Source organism: Streptomyces sp. TE5632, from assembly GCF_054061295.1.
Window position 1 is genome coordinate 2,764,114 of record NZ_JBSSEA010000003.1, and the last position, 15,950, is coordinate 2,780,063.

General features: G+C 71.6%; 13 protein-coding genes and 1 pseudogene. 7 read left to right on the plus strand and 7 right to left on the minus strand.

From position 1 onward, the window contains the following. Window positions 1-53: 53 nt before the first annotated feature. Window positions 54-839 carry a GntR family transcriptional regulator gene (locus tag ACVW19_RS17795; protein WP_457460341.1) on the minus strand — a complete coding sequence of 262 codons (786 nt, stop codon included), beginning with the start codon at window positions 837-839 and terminating at the stop codon, window positions 54-56. 323 nt (window positions 840-1,162) lie between these two features. Here ACVW19_RS17795 and ACVW19_RS17800 point away from each other — a divergent pair, with 323 nt between their 5' ends. After that, window positions 1,163-1,600, plus strand: coding sequence for an ATP-binding protein (locus ACVW19_RS17800; RefSeq protein WP_457460342.1), 438 nt, complete (start codon window positions 1,163-1,165; stop codon window positions 1,598-1,600). 492 nt (window positions 1,601-2,092) lie between these two features. Here the strand turns inward: ACVW19_RS17800 and ACVW19_RS17805 are convergent, their stop codons facing one another. Next, entirely contained in the window at window positions 2,093-3,559 is a 1,467-nt protein-coding gene (locus ACVW19_RS17805) for a hypothetical protein (protein ID WP_457460343.1), read from the minus strand. Window positions 3,560-3,672: 113 nt separating this feature from the next. Between ACVW19_RS17805 and ACVW19_RS17810 the strand changes: the two genes are divergently transcribed. Further along, window positions 3,673-4,908 (plus strand): molybdopterin-dependent oxidoreductase, encoded by a 1,236-nt coding sequence (locus ACVW19_RS17810; protein WP_457460344.1) that lies wholly within the window; start codon window positions 3,673-3,675, stop codon window positions 4,906-4,908. After that, complete coding sequence (locus ACVW19_RS17815) at window positions 4,908-5,375, plus strand: hypothetical protein (RefSeq protein WP_457460345.1); 468 nt, start codon at window positions 4,908-4,910, stop codon at window positions 5,373-5,375. The genes ACVW19_RS17810 and ACVW19_RS17815 overlap by 1 nt, the downstream gene beginning before the upstream one ends. Window positions 5,376-5,702: 327 nt before the next feature. Here the strand turns inward: ACVW19_RS17815 and ACVW19_RS17820 are convergent, their stop codons facing one another. The 3 genes from ACVW19_RS17820 to ACVW19_RS17830 all read right to left on the minus strand — a co-directional run bounded on the left by ACVW19_RS17820 (window position 5,703) and on the right by ACVW19_RS17830 (window position 8,287). After that, complete coding sequence (locus tag ACVW19_RS17820; RefSeq protein ID WP_457460346.1) at window positions 5,703-6,359, minus strand: TIGR04282 family arsenosugar biosynthesis glycosyltransferase; 657 nt, start codon at window positions 6,357-6,359, stop codon at window positions 5,703-5,705. Then, a complete protein-coding gene (locus ACVW19_RS17825) occupies window positions 6,356-7,051 on the minus strand; it encodes a glycosyltransferase family 2 protein (protein ID WP_457460347.1) in 696 nt (231 codons plus the stop codon). The genes ACVW19_RS17820 and ACVW19_RS17825 overlap by 4 nt, the downstream gene beginning before the upstream one ends. A gap of 234 nt (window positions 7,052-7,285) precedes the next feature. Further along, the gene (locus ACVW19_RS17830; RefSeq protein WP_457460348.1) at window positions 7,286-8,287 is read right to left on the minus strand and encodes an NAD-dependent epimerase/dehydratase family protein; all 1,002 of its coding nucleotides are present in this window, start codon (window positions 8,285-8,287) and stop codon (window positions 7,286-7,288) included. A 137-nt stretch (window positions 8,288-8,424) separates the two neighbouring features. Between ACVW19_RS17830 and ACVW19_RS17835 the strand changes: the two are divergent. The 4 genes and pseudogenes from ACVW19_RS17835 to ACVW19_RS17850 all read left to right on the plus strand — a co-directional run bounded on the left by ACVW19_RS17835 (window position 8,425) and on the right by ACVW19_RS17850 (window position 14,196). Further along, a pseudogene (locus ACVW19_RS17835) lies at window positions 8,425-9,156 on the plus strand (flavodoxin family protein). Between the two features lie 535 nt (window positions 9,157-9,691). Further along, complete coding sequence (locus ACVW19_RS17840) at window positions 9,692-11,728, plus strand: FAD-dependent oxidoreductase (RefSeq protein ID WP_457460349.1); 2,037 nt, start codon at window positions 9,692-9,694, stop codon at window positions 11,726-11,728. Further along, window positions 11,725-13,605, plus strand: coding sequence for a thiamine pyrophosphate-binding protein (locus ACVW19_RS17845; RefSeq protein WP_457460350.1), 1,881 nt, complete (start codon window positions 11,725-11,727; stop codon window positions 13,603-13,605). Before ACVW19_RS17840 ends, ACVW19_RS17845 begins: the two co-directional genes overlap by 4 nt. 81 nt (window positions 13,606-13,686) lie before the next feature. Beyond that, on the plus strand, window positions 13,687-14,196 hold the full coding sequence (locus ACVW19_RS17850; protein WP_457460351.1) for an inclusion body family protein: 510 nt from the start codon (window positions 13,687-13,689) through the stop codon (window positions 14,194-14,196). Between the two features lie 425 nt (window positions 14,197-14,621). On the opposite strand, the gene ACVW19_RS17855 is transcribed toward ACVW19_RS17850, so the two are convergent. Together ACVW19_RS17855 and ACVW19_RS17860 are read right to left on the minus strand one after the other, a co-directional pair. Continuing rightward, a complete protein-coding gene (locus ACVW19_RS17855; protein WP_457460352.1) occupies window positions 14,622-15,203 on the minus strand; it encodes a hypothetical protein in 582 nt (193 codons plus the stop codon). Window positions 15,204-15,567: 364 nt separating this feature from the next. Further along, the gene (locus ACVW19_RS17860; RefSeq protein ID WP_457460353.1) at window positions 15,568-15,768 is read right to left on the minus strand and encodes a hypothetical protein; all 201 of its coding nucleotides are present in this window, start codon (window positions 15,766-15,768) and stop codon (window positions 15,568-15,570) included. Window positions 15,769-15,950 lie beyond the last annotated feature (182 nt).

Sequence of the window (15,950 nt, forward strand, 5' to 3'; positions counted from 1 at the left end):
AGTCAGCATACTCAGCGTGTTGTTGCCCTAACCTTGGGCTCGAAGGTCGTAACTCAGCTGTTGGCCGGGGCGGTTCTCGGGCTTGCGTCGAAGTCGTACTCCAGGACGTAGGAGGCGGCGTCCAGTGTCATCTCGTTGACCTCGACGGGGTGGCCCTGGTCCGTGAGGGCGGTGCGGCAGATGAGGATGACCGGAGTGCCTGCGGACATGCTCAGCTGTGCCGCCTCGTCCTTCGACGGCATGCGTGAGCGGATCTCTTCGCGGAAGTGCACCGGCTCGTATCCGAGTTCGGCGAGCCTGGCGTAGGTGCCGCCCGGCCCGGTGTCCTCCTGGGTGATCGCGGATCCGGCGACCAGGGACATGGGGAGATAGCTCGTCGCGAGCAGGACCGGTTTGCCGTCCAGGACGAAGCGTCGGCGCCTCACACATGCCGTCTCGTCGTCGGTCAGGTGCAGGGCTGCGGTGATGCGGTCGGGCGCCCTCTCCTCGGACACGGTGGTCCGGTCGACGTCAAGTACCCGGTCCCCGACGTCTGTCGACCAGATGGAGCGGCCATTGCTCCACTGGTCGCGGGCCAGTCGCTGGATGCCTCGGCGTCGGATCGGGTGGAAGGCCCGGACGAACACGCCGGCGCCCTTGCGGGCTTCGGCGACGCCTTCGTCCCGGAGGACGCTCAGGGCCTGGCGGGCCGTCATGCGGGCCACGCCGTACGTGGTCATGAGGTCGTTCTCCCCCGGAAGCCGATCACCGGGACCGTAGTCGCCCGACTGGATCGCCTCACGCAGGGCGTCCGCGATCCGCTGGTACTTGGGCCGACGGTCGTCGTCGGTAGTCGCCATTCCAGGACCCCTCCTCGCTTCTCTAGACACCGTAGGCCATAGGTCGGGGGGCTCGCTCGCTGCGTGTAACCGCTCGGGCTTCCTGCTCAAGGGCACCCTGGTTGACATCTCTAGAGATGTGGCAGAATCTGTAGATGTCTAGAGAGATCGTGCTTCGGTCTCTGTGGACGCGGGGCGCCCGTGTGCCGTCGTTCGGCATCGGCCCCTGCTCGATGACCGGGCGGCGGTGCCGTCCTTCGATGCTGTGGCGCCGCTCGAGACGCTTCGACGGCCGGAACCAGCGCTGCCGTGCTCGCGACGGCGGCGGCAGAAAGTGAGCGCGGATGACCTTCGTGATCGACCGGTACGCCTGTGAGGAGTCGCCGCGGATCGGGATGATGGCCCTGCAGCCGACCTTGGAGTCCGTCCCCCGGGCCCGGCGCTGGTTCCGGAGGTTCATCACCCCCTACCAGCCGCTGTGCGCGGTCGACGACTGCGTGCTGATGCTCTCGGAGCTGGTGACCAACGCGATTCTCTACGGGCGGTCGGACGAGGCGTGGGTCGTACGGGTCGAGTGGTTCCGGGAGGGGACCTCGCTGCGTGTGGAGGTGCACAACCCGGGATGCCCGGCGAGCGTGTGCCTCCGCCGGCCGGAGGCCGACGACGCGCACGGACGCGGGCTGCTCCTGGTCGACTCCCTCGCTGCCTCCTGGCACTTTGGCCCGAGCCGTTTCGGGGGGACGGTCGTCTCCTTCGTGATGGCTGACGCCTGGCCGGCCTGAGGGGGCTTGGGTGGCATACGGCACGGGGAGATCGCCGGGTGCCCGCGGGCCGGCGCCGGGCGTCGCCGTCGCGCATGCCTGACCGTCACGCCGGGGAGGCGGGCGGTGAGTCTCTGGCGCGGATCTGGCACGCGGCAACCGATGACTGGGGACAGCGGAAAGGCCCGGGTCTTTGACCTGGGCCTTCTTCGTGGAGCGGGTGACGAGAGTCGAACTCGCGCTCTCAGCTCGGGAAGCGACGGTGCTTGCGCGGCCAGATGGGCGCTGACCTGCGTCGATTCGCTGCGCTGACGCTGTTTCATGGGTCTGGTCGCACCGCTGTCGACCGTGGTTGTCCGCCCTTACGGGCACGGACGGGGGCACGGCCTCGAACTGTGCCGCCCGGCATTCCCCTTTTGCCGGTGGAGAGCCGTACCGGCGGCACGCCGACAGCCGCCCCCCGGCCGTCACGGCGATCGCCGTGGCTTCAGGCTTCCGCATCCTCGGGAGCGGTCACCACCTGGTGAGCAGCAGGTGGTTGAGGAGCAGGGCGAGCAGCGCCTGGGCAGTGAGCCAAGCGCGGACGGGGGTCCCCCCTGCTCGTGGGGGTCCCCCCTGTTCGAGCACAGTCGAGAACTTGGGGGAGGAGCCGGAAGCTCGGGGGAGGGTGAGGAACGCGCACGCCGGGAGCAGCCACAGGGTGAAGGGCAGCCAGATGCGTTCCGTCTCCGCCTTGCTCATGCCGGACAGGTCGGCGACCAGCAGGGCGAGGAGGGCGGCGGACACGAGGAGTGCGAGACGGGCCTCGGCTGCCCGTCCGGCGCCATCGCGACGGCGCCGGACGAGCACCGCACCGGTCCGCCGCAGGCCCGCCGCCGTCGCCAGGCCCGTGACGAGCACCGTGCAGGCGAGGTTGGCCCACACCCAGTAGCCGTAGGGGCGGATGCCGCCCACGCCCTGGTGGTAGCGCGTGACCAGCAGGCGGTACGCCTCCCACCAGTCGAACCCGGCGAGCGTGAACGCCGTCGGGACCACCGCCAGTCCGGCGAGCAGGGGCACCAGCAGGGCGGGGCGCCCCCGGATCCCGTGTCGGCCGAGCACCAGTACCGTCGCCGCGATCAGCGCGACGAGCGTGAGGCCGTACGACAGGTAGCAGGTCAGGCCGAACAGCAGCCCGGACGCCCCCGCCCACCACGGGGACCGTCCGGTGACCGCCAGGGCGAGCAGCGCCACCGCCCACGCGGCCACCGCCGCGAAGTACGCGTCGGCCGAGGTGCCCATCCACACGGCGGTCGGGGCCAGGACGAGGAAGGGCGCCGCTCCTCGCGCGAGTCCCTCGTCGGCCAGGGCGCGGACCGTGACCAGCACGGCCACGCAGGCCGTCGCCCCGACGGTGACGCACCACACCCCGGCCCAGCCCCCGCCCCGCAGCCCGATCCGGTCGAGCAGGACGAAGGTGAGCGTGGCCGCGGGCGGGTGGCCGGCGGTGTGGGCGGGCCAGTGGTCGGGGGAGCCGAGCAGGATGTGCCGGGTGAAGCCCCGCAGTGCCGCCGGGATGTCATGGAAGCGGTCGATGACCTGGAGGTACTCGTGAGGGGTGGTGAGCCGGCCCGCGATGCCCCGCTGCCAGCCGTCGACCAGGGCGAGGGAACAGGTCCACGCCGTGGCCGTGCCCCACGTCAGGGGAAGCAGGGCCCGCCAGGGGAGACGGGCCGCGAGAGGGGGACCGTACGCCACGGTGGCGATCGCCACCAGGACGGCCGCCGGAGTGCCGGGGCCGAGGTGGGGCTCCCAGGACGCCACCAGTGGGGGCCAGTCGGCGAACAGCGTACGGCTGGTCCCCTGGATGTGGCGGCCGACCAGCACGGCCGCCGTCACGAGCAGCACGGCGGCCCCGGCGGCGCACAGGTCACGGCTCGGGCCGCGGGGCACGCCGGAGTGCTCGGTGCCGGGCTCGGTGGAGGGCAGGGGGCGGATCACACCGGAACGCTAGGCCGCCCGGCCGGTCACGGACCGCCGTCCGGGTCCGATGTCAGCGTTTCGGCATGGGTCGCTCACCCTTTCGCGGGGTGCTTCCGGCCTACCGTCGGGACATGCGTGACCCCGACGCCCCACGGTCTCCCTCCTCGCCCGGCTTCTGGCGCAGCCCCCTGCGCGGCCCCTGGTTCACCTCGGTGCTGGGCCTCGTCCTGCTCGCCGGCATCACCGTGCTGTTCGTGACGGGCCTGGTCTCGTACGCCGCTTACAACCCCGATCTGTCGCCGGTGAACGACAAGACGCCGGACAAGGGGATCCTCGGCTTCTACCTCTTCGCCTGGCCGACGGACCCGCACTGGCTGTACCGGCTCAACCAGGGCGTCCACGTCACCCTCGGCATCACCCTGATCCCCGTCCTGCTCGCCAAGCTGTGGTCCGTGGTGCCGAGGCTGTTCGCGCTGCCGCCGGCCCGTTCGCTCGCGCACGCCCTGGAGCGGGTCTCGCTGCTGCTCCTGGTGGGCGGCGCACTGTTCCAGTTCGTGACCGGTGTGCTCAACATCCAGCTCGACTACGTCTTCCCCGGCTCCTTCTACCGGCTGCACTTCTACGGGGCGTGGGTGTTCTTCGCCGCGTTCGTCGTCCACGTGCTGCTGAGGCTGCCCACGGCGCTGCGCAATCTGCGGCACCTGCGGGAGGAGAAGGACGACCTGGTGTCCCCGCGCCCCGCCGAGCCGACCTTCTCCCGGCGGGGCGCCCTGTGGTTCGTCGGGGGCGGCTCGCTGCTGCTGTTCGCCACCACGGTGGGGCAGAACTTCGACGGTCCGCTGCGGCGCACCGCCCTCCTCGCACCGCACGGCGGCGGCGATCCCGGCAGCGGCCCGAACGGCTTCCAGATCAACAAGACCGCCGCGTACGCCGGGATCGACGCGGCGGAGACGGGCCGGGACGCGTGGCGGCTCGTCGTCAGGGGACGCACGGGCACCGTCCGCCTCCGCCGGGACGAGCTGCTCCGGCTCCCTTTGTACAGCGCGGCGTTGCCCATCGCCTGCGTGGAGGGCTGGTCGACGTCGGACCAGTGGTGGCGCGGGGTGCGGCTGCGCGACCTCGCGGCGCTCGTCGGGTACGACGACCCGCCGGACGTGTTCGTCGAGTCCCTCCAGCGCAGCGGCGCCTTCCGGGAAGCCGCCCTGCGCGCCAACCAGGTCGCCGACCCGCGTTCCCTGCTCGCCCTGTACGTCAACGGCGAGGAGCTGTCCCCCGACCACGGCCACCCGGCGCGGATCATCGTGCCCGCCGCGCCCGGTGTGCTCAACACCAAGTGGGTGGCCCGGATGACGTTCGGAGACCTGTGATGCTTCCGCGGCTTTTGCGCGTTCCGGTCGGCAGCCCCCTGCAACTCCTGCTGCTCGCCTGCTCGTTCGCGCTCGCCGCCTACGCGGGGGTGCGGCTGCTCGCGGACGACTGGTTCGGCGTGGCGCTGTGGTTCGTGGGGGCGGCGCTGCTGCACGACCTCGTGCTGCTGCCCCTGTACACGGTCGCGGACCGGGCGGTCGTACGGGGGCTCGGTGCGGTCCGGCGCCGGGAGTGGGTGCCGTACGTGCGCGTACCGGCGGCCCTCTCCGGGCTGCTCCTCCTCGTGTGGTTCCCGCTGATCAGCGGGAGGGTGGAGCAGCGCTACCGGCTCGGCACCGGGCTGTCGGCGGACGTGTTCCTCGCCCGCTGGCTGCTGGTCACCGCCGTCCTCTTCGGCGGCTCGGCGCTGCTGCTGGCGCTGCGGCTGCGCAGGGCGGCGAAGCACCGTCCGCCGGCCGTCCACTGACCGGCCCGCTCCCAGCCCTGTGCGTACCGGAGCAGCGCCCGCCTCCCGAGCCGCACGGTGTGGTCCACAGCGGCCTTTCCGACGTCGATGCCGAGGACGGCCCGGCCCCGGGCGCACCAGCGGTCCACCTCCAGCGGTAGCAGCCGGCCGACGGCGCGGCGCAGGAACAGCGTGCCGCGGCCGACGCGCAGGGCGGCGGAGGGGGCGGCGGTCGCCCGGGCGAGGGCGGTGGTGGGCGGGGTGCTCATCGGGGTGTGGCCGGGGCGGAGTCTGCCCCGCGACGGGCCGGGGCCGGTGGGGAGTCCGGTCGTTCGATGGGGAGTCCGGTCAGTCGTTCGGCGGGTCGGCCCCCGCGACCGGTCGCGCATCCGGCCGCGCGACCGCCGTGCACCGGGCCAGCCGTGCCGCGAAGCGGCCGTGCGGGACCAGGGCGGCGACGGCGTGGGCGTCGGCGGCGGTGTCGACGTCGCGCAGGGGCGGCAGGTCGCGCACCCGCAGGCCGGCGGTGAGGAGCCGGTTCCGTTGGGCCGCTCCCGTCACCGGGGTCGACATGGGCACGCCCCGCAGCAGGTCGGGATCGGGGTGCGCCAGGCCGAGGGCCCAGAAGCCGCCGTCCTCGGCCGGACCGAAGTGGGCGTCGCAGTCGGCGAAGTCCACGGTGAGCAGCTCCGGCGTCACCTGCGGGGTGTCCATGCCGATGAGCAGGGCAGGGCCGGCGCAGCGCGCGAAGGCGTCCGCCAGCCGCTCGTCCAGCCCGCCCGCGCACTGCGGTACGACGTCGAAGCCGGGCGGCAGCCAGGGGCCGGGGGTGCCGTCGAGGACGAGGACGCGCCGGGAGGCGGGCGTGGCCGCCACGGCGTGCAGGGTGTCCGCGAGGGCCGCCTCGGCCAGCTGAGCCGCCTGGCCGGGCGTGAACGGCGGGGTGAGCCGGGTCTTGACCCGGCCCGGCCGCGGCTCCTTGGCGATGACGAGGAGCGTGGTCAACGGACGGTTCCTCCTCCGTGCGCGGGGGGTTCGTTCAGCACGCGGCCCATGTCCCGTACGGCCTGCCAGGTGCCGCGCCAGGTGCCCGTCACCTTCGAGGCCCCGGTGCGCGGCAGGTACGGCACGTCGTGCTCGGCGATCCGCCAGCCGGCGTCGGCCGCGCGGACGACCATCTGGAGCGGATAGCCGCTGCGCCGGTCGGTGAGGCCGAGGGCGAGCAGGGGCTCGCGGCGGGCGGCGCGCAGGGGACCGAGGTCGTGCAGGCGCAGCCCGGTGCGGCGGCGCAGCATCCGCGCGAGCGCCAGATTGCCGGCGCGGGCGTGCGCGGGCCACGCGCCCCGGCCCCGCGGACGCCGCCGGCCGAGCACCAGGTCGGCCTCGCCGTCCCGGACCTCACGGACGAAGGGGATGAGGAGCGACGGGTCGAGGGAGGCGTCGCCGTCGCAGAAGCACACCACGTCGGCGGTGGCGGCGGTCAGCCCGGCGTGGCAGGCGGCGCCGAAGCCCCGGCGCGGCTCGTGCACGACGGTCGCGCCGCACGCGCGGGCGACCTCGGCCGAGCCGTCGGTGGAACCGTTGTCGACGACGAGCGCGCGCCAGCCCGGCGGGATCCGTTCGAGCACCCAGGGAAGGGCCTCGGCCTCGTTCAGGCAGGGCAGCACCACGTCGACGTCCGGAGGAGCCGTTGTCACGGTCTCACCCTACGAACGCGAACCGGGCATACCGGACTTCCGCCCCGTGTGAAACGCGGACGCCCGAGGCCGGGGTGGTGTTCGGGGGATCGTGCAGGCACACCGGGGTGGGGATCGTTGAGGCGCACCAGGGCCGGGCCACCGTGCGCAACGCTCCCGGCGGGTGCCGTTTCGAGGTGGTGCTGCCCGCCGCCGCTTCCTGAGCGCGGGCGGCACCACCGGTCCACCGCGGTCCTACGCCCTTCGCATTCCGGCCCGCGCGAACTCCGCCATGCCTTCCTCGAAACCGACCTCCGGCTTCCACCCCAGCCCGGCCCGCAGCCGCGACGAGTCCGCGGTGATGTGCCGTACGTCCCCGAGCCGGTACTCGCCGGTGACGACCGGTGCGGGCCCGCCGTACGCGGCGGCCAGCGCCCGGGCCATCTCGCCGACGGTGTGCGGTTCACCGCTGCCGGTGTTGTACGCCGTGAGCACCCCCCGGGCGGCCTCCGCCTGCAGCGCCACCGCGTTGGCCGCCGCCACGTCCCGGACGTGCACGAAGTCCCTCAGCTGCCGCCCGTCCTCGAACACGCGCGGTGCCTCGCCCCGGGCGAGCGCCGAGCGGAAGAAGGAGGCGACACCGGCGTACGGGGTGTCGCGGGGCATTCCGGGGCCGTACACGTTGTGGTAGCGCAGCGACACCGCCGACCCGCCGGTGCAGCGGGCCCAGGCGGCGGCCAGGTGCTCCTGGGCGAGCTTGGTCGCCGCGTACACGTTCCGGGGGTCGACCGGGGCGTCCTCGCCGACCGGGCCGGGGGCGAGGCCGTCCCCGCACATCGGGCAGGTGGGCTCGAACCGGCCCGCGTCGAGGTCGGCGACGGCGCGCGACCCGGGCCGTACGGTCCCGTGCCGCGGGCACTCGTACCGCCCCTCCCCGTAGACGACCATCGACCCGGCCAGCACGAGGCGCCCGACGCCGGCCTCCGCCATGGCGGCGAGCAGCACGGCGGTGCCCAGGTCGTTGCGCGAGACGTACTCCGCCGCGTCGGCGACCCCGTTGCCGAGCCCGACCATCGCGGCCTGGTGGCACACGGCGTCCACACCGGGCAGGGCACGGCGGACGGCTGCGGGGTCCCGCACGTCGGCGCCGGGATCCTCCCGCACGTCGAACACGAGCGGCTCGTGTCCGCGCTCCCGGAGCGCGGCGACGACATGGGACCCGATGAACCCGGCGCCGCCGGTGACCAGTACGCGCATACGGCCACGCTAGGCCCGCACCGGCGCCGCACCACGGGACCGCGCCCGTACGTCATGGCTCCGTGAGGCATGCGGGGGAGGCATGCGCGGGTGCGTCGAACCGGGGCAAACCGGAAACCGTGCGAGAGGCTGCGCCCATGACCGCCTCACCCTCCACCGGCACCCCGTACCGCTACGACGACCTGACCGCCCTCTACGTCAACTGCACCCTCAAACCGTCCCCGCAGCTCAGCCACACCCAGGGCCTGATCGACAGGAGCCGGGCCCTCATGGACGCCGCCGGCGTGACCACGGACCTGATCCGCGCCGTGGACCACGACATCGCACCCGGCGTCCACCCGGACATGACCGAGCACGGCTTCGCCACCGACGCCTGGCCCGGGCTGTACGAGAAGGTGATGGCCGCCGACATCCTCGTGCTCGCCGGCCCGATCTGGCTGGGCGACAACAGCTCCGTCACCAAGCGGGTCGTCGAGCGTCTCTACGCCTGCTCCTCGCTGCTCAACTCCCAGGGCCAGTAAGCCTACTACGGCCGCGTCGGCGGCTGTCTGATCACCGGCAACGAGGACGGCGTGAAGCACTGCGCCATGAACGTCCTCTACGGCCTCCAGCACCTCGGCTACACGATCCCGCCCCAGGCGGACGCCGGCTGGATCGGCGCGGCCGGCCCCGGGCCGTCGTACCTCGACCCGGGCTCGGGCGGCCCGGAGAACGACTTCACCAACCGCAACACCGCCTTCATGACCTGGAACCTGATGCACCTCGCCGCCCTGCTGAAGCACGCCGGAGGCATCCCCGCCCACGGCAACCAGCGCACACAGTGGGACGCCGGCTGCCGCCCGGACGCGGACAACCCCGAGCACCGCTGACCGGTCCCCGGCGGACGTAAGGATTTCGTCATCCGCCGAGCGGCCCGGGACGGCCGCTCCGCCCGTCGAACGGGAGTGGGACGAGAGGGGCGTACCCGCGGTCGGCATGGAGCGCGCGGGGCTTGCGCCGGGGCCGGCCCCACTCGCCTCGTACCGGCGGCGGACCGTCGGCCGGCGGGCAAGGGCCGGACGACGTCTTCGCATCACGCCGCCGCCTTCCACACCGGCATCCACGGCTCCCGGGAACGAGGCCGCGGTGGCGACGGCCGGGCGGAAAATCGCCGTCCTGGCGTTCTTTCCGGCCCGGCCGGCCGGCGGGACCACCGCCATTGAGGCACCAGGATTTCCGCACTCCGTAAGTGCATTATCGATTCGGCTTCGTTTCTTTTTCCTCATCCGTCCCTGGTGAATCTGCCGTCCGTCAAGAGGAACCCGGGAAAGCCGAATTTCCGTCGAGCGATGCGATCGGTGTTTTTTGGACTTTATCCGCCGAGGAAACCGAAAAACCGTTCCTCCATCTCTACGATCGCACGTCATGACCGACATTCCACGGGAGAACTCGGCCATTCGCGCCCGCTGGCAGACCTGTCTCAGGCTTGCCCGCGAACTCCTTCTCGTCGGGCCGGACGACGAGGACCTCAAGCTCGGCTACCTCCACACCCTGATCGACACGGGCCACCTCGGCCCCACCCACCACCCGCGCAAGAAGATCCTCGTCATCGGCGCCGGCATCACCGGCCTCGTCGCCGGCCGCCTGCTCAAGGACGCCGGCCACGACGTCACCGTCCTCGAGGCCAACACCGGCCGCGTCGGCGGGCGCATCAAGACCTTCCGCGCCACCGGGCACCACCGGCCCTTCGCCGATCCCGCCCAGTACGCCGAGGCCGGCGCCATGCGGCTGCCCGACTTCCACCCGCTCGTCCTCGCCCTCGTCGACAAGCTCGGGCTCGGCCGCCGCCAGTTCTACAACGTGGATGTGGACCCCTCCACCGGCAGCGGCCCCGACGTCCCCGTCCCCCCGGTGAGGTACACCTCCTTCACCGGCCGGACATGGACCTACGGCGACGACAGCCCCGACTTCCGCGAACCCGGCAAGCGCGGCAACTCCTGGATCCGCGCCAACCGCGTCCAGGTGCGGCGTGCCGCCTACACCACCGGTCCCGAACGGATCAACGAGGGCTTCCACCTCACCGACGACGAGGTCCGCGCCCCCGTCGTGAAGATGGTCGACGACGCGCTGGAGAGCGTGCGCGACTACTACTCCGACGTCGTCGACGGCAGGCGCGTCGACAAGCCGTTCCACGAGTGGGTCGAGGGTTGGGCCCGGGTGATCCGCGACTTCGACGGCTACTCGATGGGCGGCTTCCTGCGCGACCACGCCGGGCTCAGCGACGAGGCGATCGAGGCCGTCGGAACCCTGGAGAACATGTCCTCACGGCTGCACCTCTCCTTCTTCCACAGCTTCCTGAGCCGCAGCGACATCAACCCCACCGTCCGCTACTGGGAGATACCCGGCGGCAGCTGGCGCCTGCCGCACGCCCTTCACCAGGGCCTGCGCGACGAGGTGCGGCTCGGCCACCGCATGATCCGCCTCGAGTACCACGACCCCAGCCGCGACGCCGACCCCGAGGGCACCGGAGCCGTCGGTCCCGACGGATGGGGCGTGGCCGTGCAGACCGTCGACGAGAACGACCCGCAGGCCCCGCCGCGCCTGTGGACCGCGGACCTGGCGGTCGTCACCATCCCGTTCTCCGCCCTGCGCTTCGTGGAGATCGTGCCCTCGATGTCGTACAAGAAGCGCCGCGCCGTCATCGAGACCCACTACGACCAGGCCACCAAGGTGCTGCTGGAGTTCAGCCACCGGTGGTGGGAGTTCACCGAGGACGACTGGCGGGCCGAACTCGAAAGCATCGCACCGGGCCTCCACGAGTTCTACCGACTGAGCACCGGGGCGGACACCGACCCCACCCCCACGCTCGCCGGGGCGGACGCCGGCCTGCTCGGTGCCGCGGTCAAGGACAGCGGCGTCACCGAGGAGATGCGGCGGCTCAACAGCACCATGCCGTTGCGCGGCCCCGCCGTCCGCCCCGCCACCCACTGCTTCGGCGGGGGCTCCGCCACCGACAACCCCAACCGGTTCACGTACTACCCCTCGCACCGGGTCGAGGGCAGCACCGGCGGCGTGGTGCTCGCCTCGTACTGCTGGTCCGACGACGCCGCGCGCTGGGACTCCATGCGGGAAGCGGAGCGCTACGTCTACGCCCTGCGCAACCTCCAGGCCCTGCACGGCCGCCGCGTCGAGGTGTTCTTCACCGGCCGGGGCGCCACCAAGAGCTGGGCCCGCGACCCGTACGCCTTCGGCGAGGCCGCCCTCTACACCGCGCACCAGATGACCAGCTTCCACCTGGACGTCTCCCGGCCCGAAGGCCCCGTGCACTTCGCCGGCGAGCACACCTCCCTCAAGCACGCCTGGATCGAGGGCGCCCTGGAGAGCGCCGTCCGCGCCGCCGTCGCCGTCCACCAGGCCCCGCCGGTGACCACGCCGGGCCCCAGCGAGGAGGACCGCCCGTGACCGCGACCACCCCCGGGTGCACGGTCGCCCGTTACCTCGCCCTGCGCCTGGCCGAGCTGGGCATCACCCACCTGTTCGGCGTCCCCGGCAACCACCTCGGTCCGTTCCTGACCACCCTGCGGGCCGAGGGCGGCATCGAGTGGGTCGGCACCCCCACCGAGGGCGGCGCGGGCCAGGCCGCCGACGCCTACGCCCGCCTCCACGGCGTCGGCGCGGTCGCGGTCACCTACGGCGTCGGCGCGTTCAACCTGCTGGGCGCCTGCGGCGGCGCCTACGTCGAACAGGTCCCGCTCGTCGCCGTCAACGCCTCCCCGTCCTACGAGCAGTGGCAGAACCACCGCGCCCTCGGCATGCTCACCTCACACATGAGCCCCCGCCCGGAGAGCAACCTGGACGTCTACCGGCAGGTCACCGTGGATGCCCAGGTCATCTCCCACCCGGGCCGCGCCCCCGGACAGATCGACGCCGCGCTCACCGCGTGCCTCTCCGAGCACAGGCCGGTCTACCTGGAGGTCATGGAGGACCTGTGGGACGAGCCCTGCGCCAGGCCCGAAGGGCCGCTCCTCCGCCGCGAGCGGCCGTTCGGCGCACGCGACCAGACCATGCTGGGCAGTGCCGTGAACGCGATCCTCACCCTGATCGAGGAGCATCCCGGGCCGGACGGCAGGCCCCGCCCGATCGTGTGGGCCGGTGAGGAGATCGACCGGTTCCACCTCGGCGGGCAGCTCACCGACCTGGTGGAGGCCACCGGAGTGCCGTTCTGCACCACCGTCGGTGCCAAGGCCGTCGTCGACGAGGACCAGCCGCAGTTCCACGGCGTCTACAACGGCCACGCCAGCCACCCGGACGTGCACTGGGTCTTCAAGGACTGGGCCACCTGCCGGATCGGTCTCGGAGCCTGGTCCACCTCGAAGAACCTCGGCGGCGAGCAGTGCGTCGGCGGCGACTGGGTGATGGCCGCGAACGGCGGCGTCAGCGTCGGCACCTCCTACTTCCCCGACGTCCGGCTCGAACAGCTGCTGCCCGCCCTCCAGGACGCGCTGGTGAAGGGCTACGGCTCCGGAGGGCTGGCCGCCGACTACTACGCCGAGGCCCATGCCCACCACGGCGCACCCGACCACCGCCCCGCCGGCCTGGAGCACCACCGAGCCTCACTCCGCGTCCCGGGCTCGCCCCGGCACGTCGAACGGCTCACCTACGACGGCGTGTTCGACCGGATCAACCACTTCCTGGGCCACGAGACCCGGGAGGACTGGACGGTCGTCTCCGACGCCGCCTTCTCCCTCATCGGCTCGATGAACCTGTCCCTGCCCGCGGGCGGGTTCCTGTCGCAGGTCAGCTGGCTGTCCATCGGCTGGTCGGTCGGCGCGGCCACCGGCGCCGCGCTCGCCCCCGAGCACACGCACGCCCGCCCGATGGTGTTCGTCGGCGACGGCGCCTTCCAGGAGACCTGTCAGGAGATCTCCACCCACACCCGGCTCGGGCTGAGGTCGGTGGTGTTCGTCATGGACAACGGACACTTCTACGGCATCGAGCAGATGCTGGTCCACCCGTCCTACTACACCGAGCCGGACTCCACCGGCTCGAAGGGCTCGAACGGCTCCACCGACTCCACCAGCTCCGACGGCCCGGACTTCTACAACGTCCTCCATCCGTGGCACTACGACCGCCTCGCGGCCGTCTTCGCCGGCAAGAACACCCCGGCGAACGGGGTCGTCATCGCGGACACCTCCGAGATGGACGCCCTGCTGGCCCGCCTCGCCGACCCGGCCGACCCGGTCAACGCCGGACCGCTGCTGGTCCGCGTCCGCCTGCGCCGGCACGACTACCCGCGAGCGATGGCGTACAAGGTGCCGAAGCCCACCGCGACGCCCTGACGGGCCGGAGAGGCGGCAGGGGAAAAAGGGCGCGCCAAGGCGGCGCGTCTCAGGGAACTCTCGTGTTCGAAGGGACAGGAAATGGCTGATCTCAACGTACTGATCGCGTTCGACGCGGCCACGATCGTCGAGCAGAACCCCAACGCGTCGAGGAACCCCGACGCGCCGACGTACGTCGACCACCGCCTGATCTACATGACGACGCGTCAGGACCACGTCGTCGGCACGTCGGGGGCCGAGTTGAACCTCCGGGCCGAACCCGGGGACAGCATCAGGTGGCGGGAGACGACGCTGTCGCTCAGCAGCGACTACAAGGCGTTGCTGTACAAGTACGTGAGCAGCGACAGCAGCCACGTGCTCATCAGGACGCCGGAGATCGAGGTGATCGACGGCGTCTATCCGATGCCGCAGGAGGGGGCCGAAGGCAGGCCGGAATTCGTGACGCAGAATTACCAGGACCATTACTGGCGGACGACCGTCAAAAGGGCCGGCAAGGTCGTGTACCACTTCTCCTTCCAGATCCTGGACCGCCATCGGCAGTTGAAGGGGTACTTCCAGTGGGACCCCTTCATCACCATCGAGAACCCCTGACGGATCGGGTGGGGGCGGCGGTCGGCACGGCCACCGCCCCCACCGTCGGGGTGCCGCCCTTCGTCCGGGCAACGCCCACGTTCTCACTGACGACACAGAAGCCGCTGCCGTCCCCCGCCGGCGACGGGGGACGGTACTCCCTCCGCGGACTGCCGCTCTGCGGAGGCGACCACTCCCACGCAAGCACAGGAGAGGAACCCCCAGCCACTGACCCGGGGTTTCACCACGGAGCGGGTGACGAGAGTCGAACTCGCGCTCTCGGCTTGGGAAGCTGCGATCATGTGGGCCGGATCAGCCCCTGAAACGGGCGAACGGTTGGGTCGCGGTCTTGGCGGTGATATCCGGCTCCACCGTGATTCACCGTGATTCACCGCTGTTCCCCGCCCGTTCCGGTGCGGCTGTGGTGCGGGGCTGACCGGCCACGGCTAATCGTCGACGCCCAGATCGGCGCGCATGGACTGCTTCAGTGCCCCCAGGTAAGGCCAGACCTCGTCGTGGAGTTCACCCTCCAGCGTCGCCAGTTCCTCCGCGTATGTGGAGGGTGCCGCTCCGTACTTCCTGAGCCTGCCGTACGCGGCGTTCAAACGCTTCTTTGCCGTGCTGGAGGCGCGCAACACCGTGTCCGGAACAACCATCTGGGATTCCGCGTAGCCGTCCCGATAGGCCAGCCTGCCCGCCTCCAGATTCTTCAGGGACGTGTCAACGTCCTCGTCGCGTTGCAGCGCGTGAAGATAGTTGGTCATCGCCGTCAGGTACTGGCGTGAGGCGGTGTTCAGTGTGATGTAGCAGGTGCGCCGCCGTTCAAGGCTCTCGCGCTGCCGTTGTCTGGCCTGCTCTGCCCGGAGCAACTCCTCGGCATGACCGCGTTCCTCGCGCCGCTGGTCAGCGGCGGCCTGGAGCTCCATGCGCTTGGTGCGGTCCGCGCGGTTCTGTGTCAGCAGCGCTGCTCCCAGCGTTCCTGCCACGCCTACCATGGCGATCAACAACCCCGCCCAACCGGCGCCCATGATGCCCCCTTCGTGAAGCCGGAAGAACTCGCCCCACGGCAGGTACTCCCCCGGTACGCCTCAGCGGAACCCTCGGGCCTTTCCAGGCTGTTGCCGGGAGCCCTGGAACAGGGTCTCGCCCATCACGCGGGGGCACACGAGCCCTGCGTTCTCGAGCAGGACCAGTTTGGAAGATCGCGTAACTGGGTCCTGCCCGACCTGGCGAGACGCTGACCTGGACTGTTTCGAGTCGTCAGCTGGTGTTCCCCGTCGCCCCCGTCCGTTCCTGCCGGATCGGGCACGCTGGTGCGCGGGCGGCTCTCTCCCGGCTTCCTGGGAAGGGGAGGCCGGGAAGAGAGAGGGCCTTGTCGGGTCTAGTCGACGGTCACGCGGTCGCCTGCGGCCGTCGGGCCGATACTGCGCTCACCGCGGAGCCGCAGACCAGGACTGCTGACAGCGCGATCAAGTTGGTCAGGACGTCCTGGATCTGTGCGGCGGGGACGTAGATGACCACGATGACGACGAGGACGGCAGGCCGGCCTCGCAGTCGGGGGAATGAAGGTGGGTTCGCCGAGGTCACACTCATAGCAGTACCTCCTGGGTGCCCGCCCGCCGATCGCTGCTCTTGCCGGGAGGCCTGCGCAGCGATCGGCGGGCTTTTGCGTCGGGCCACTGTGATGTAGATCTCCCCTCGGCGCGTGTCGAAGTAACGGTGCGTAAGGGTGATCTGATTCTTGGTCATGAGGTGCGGGGGTGTGCGAAGTCATG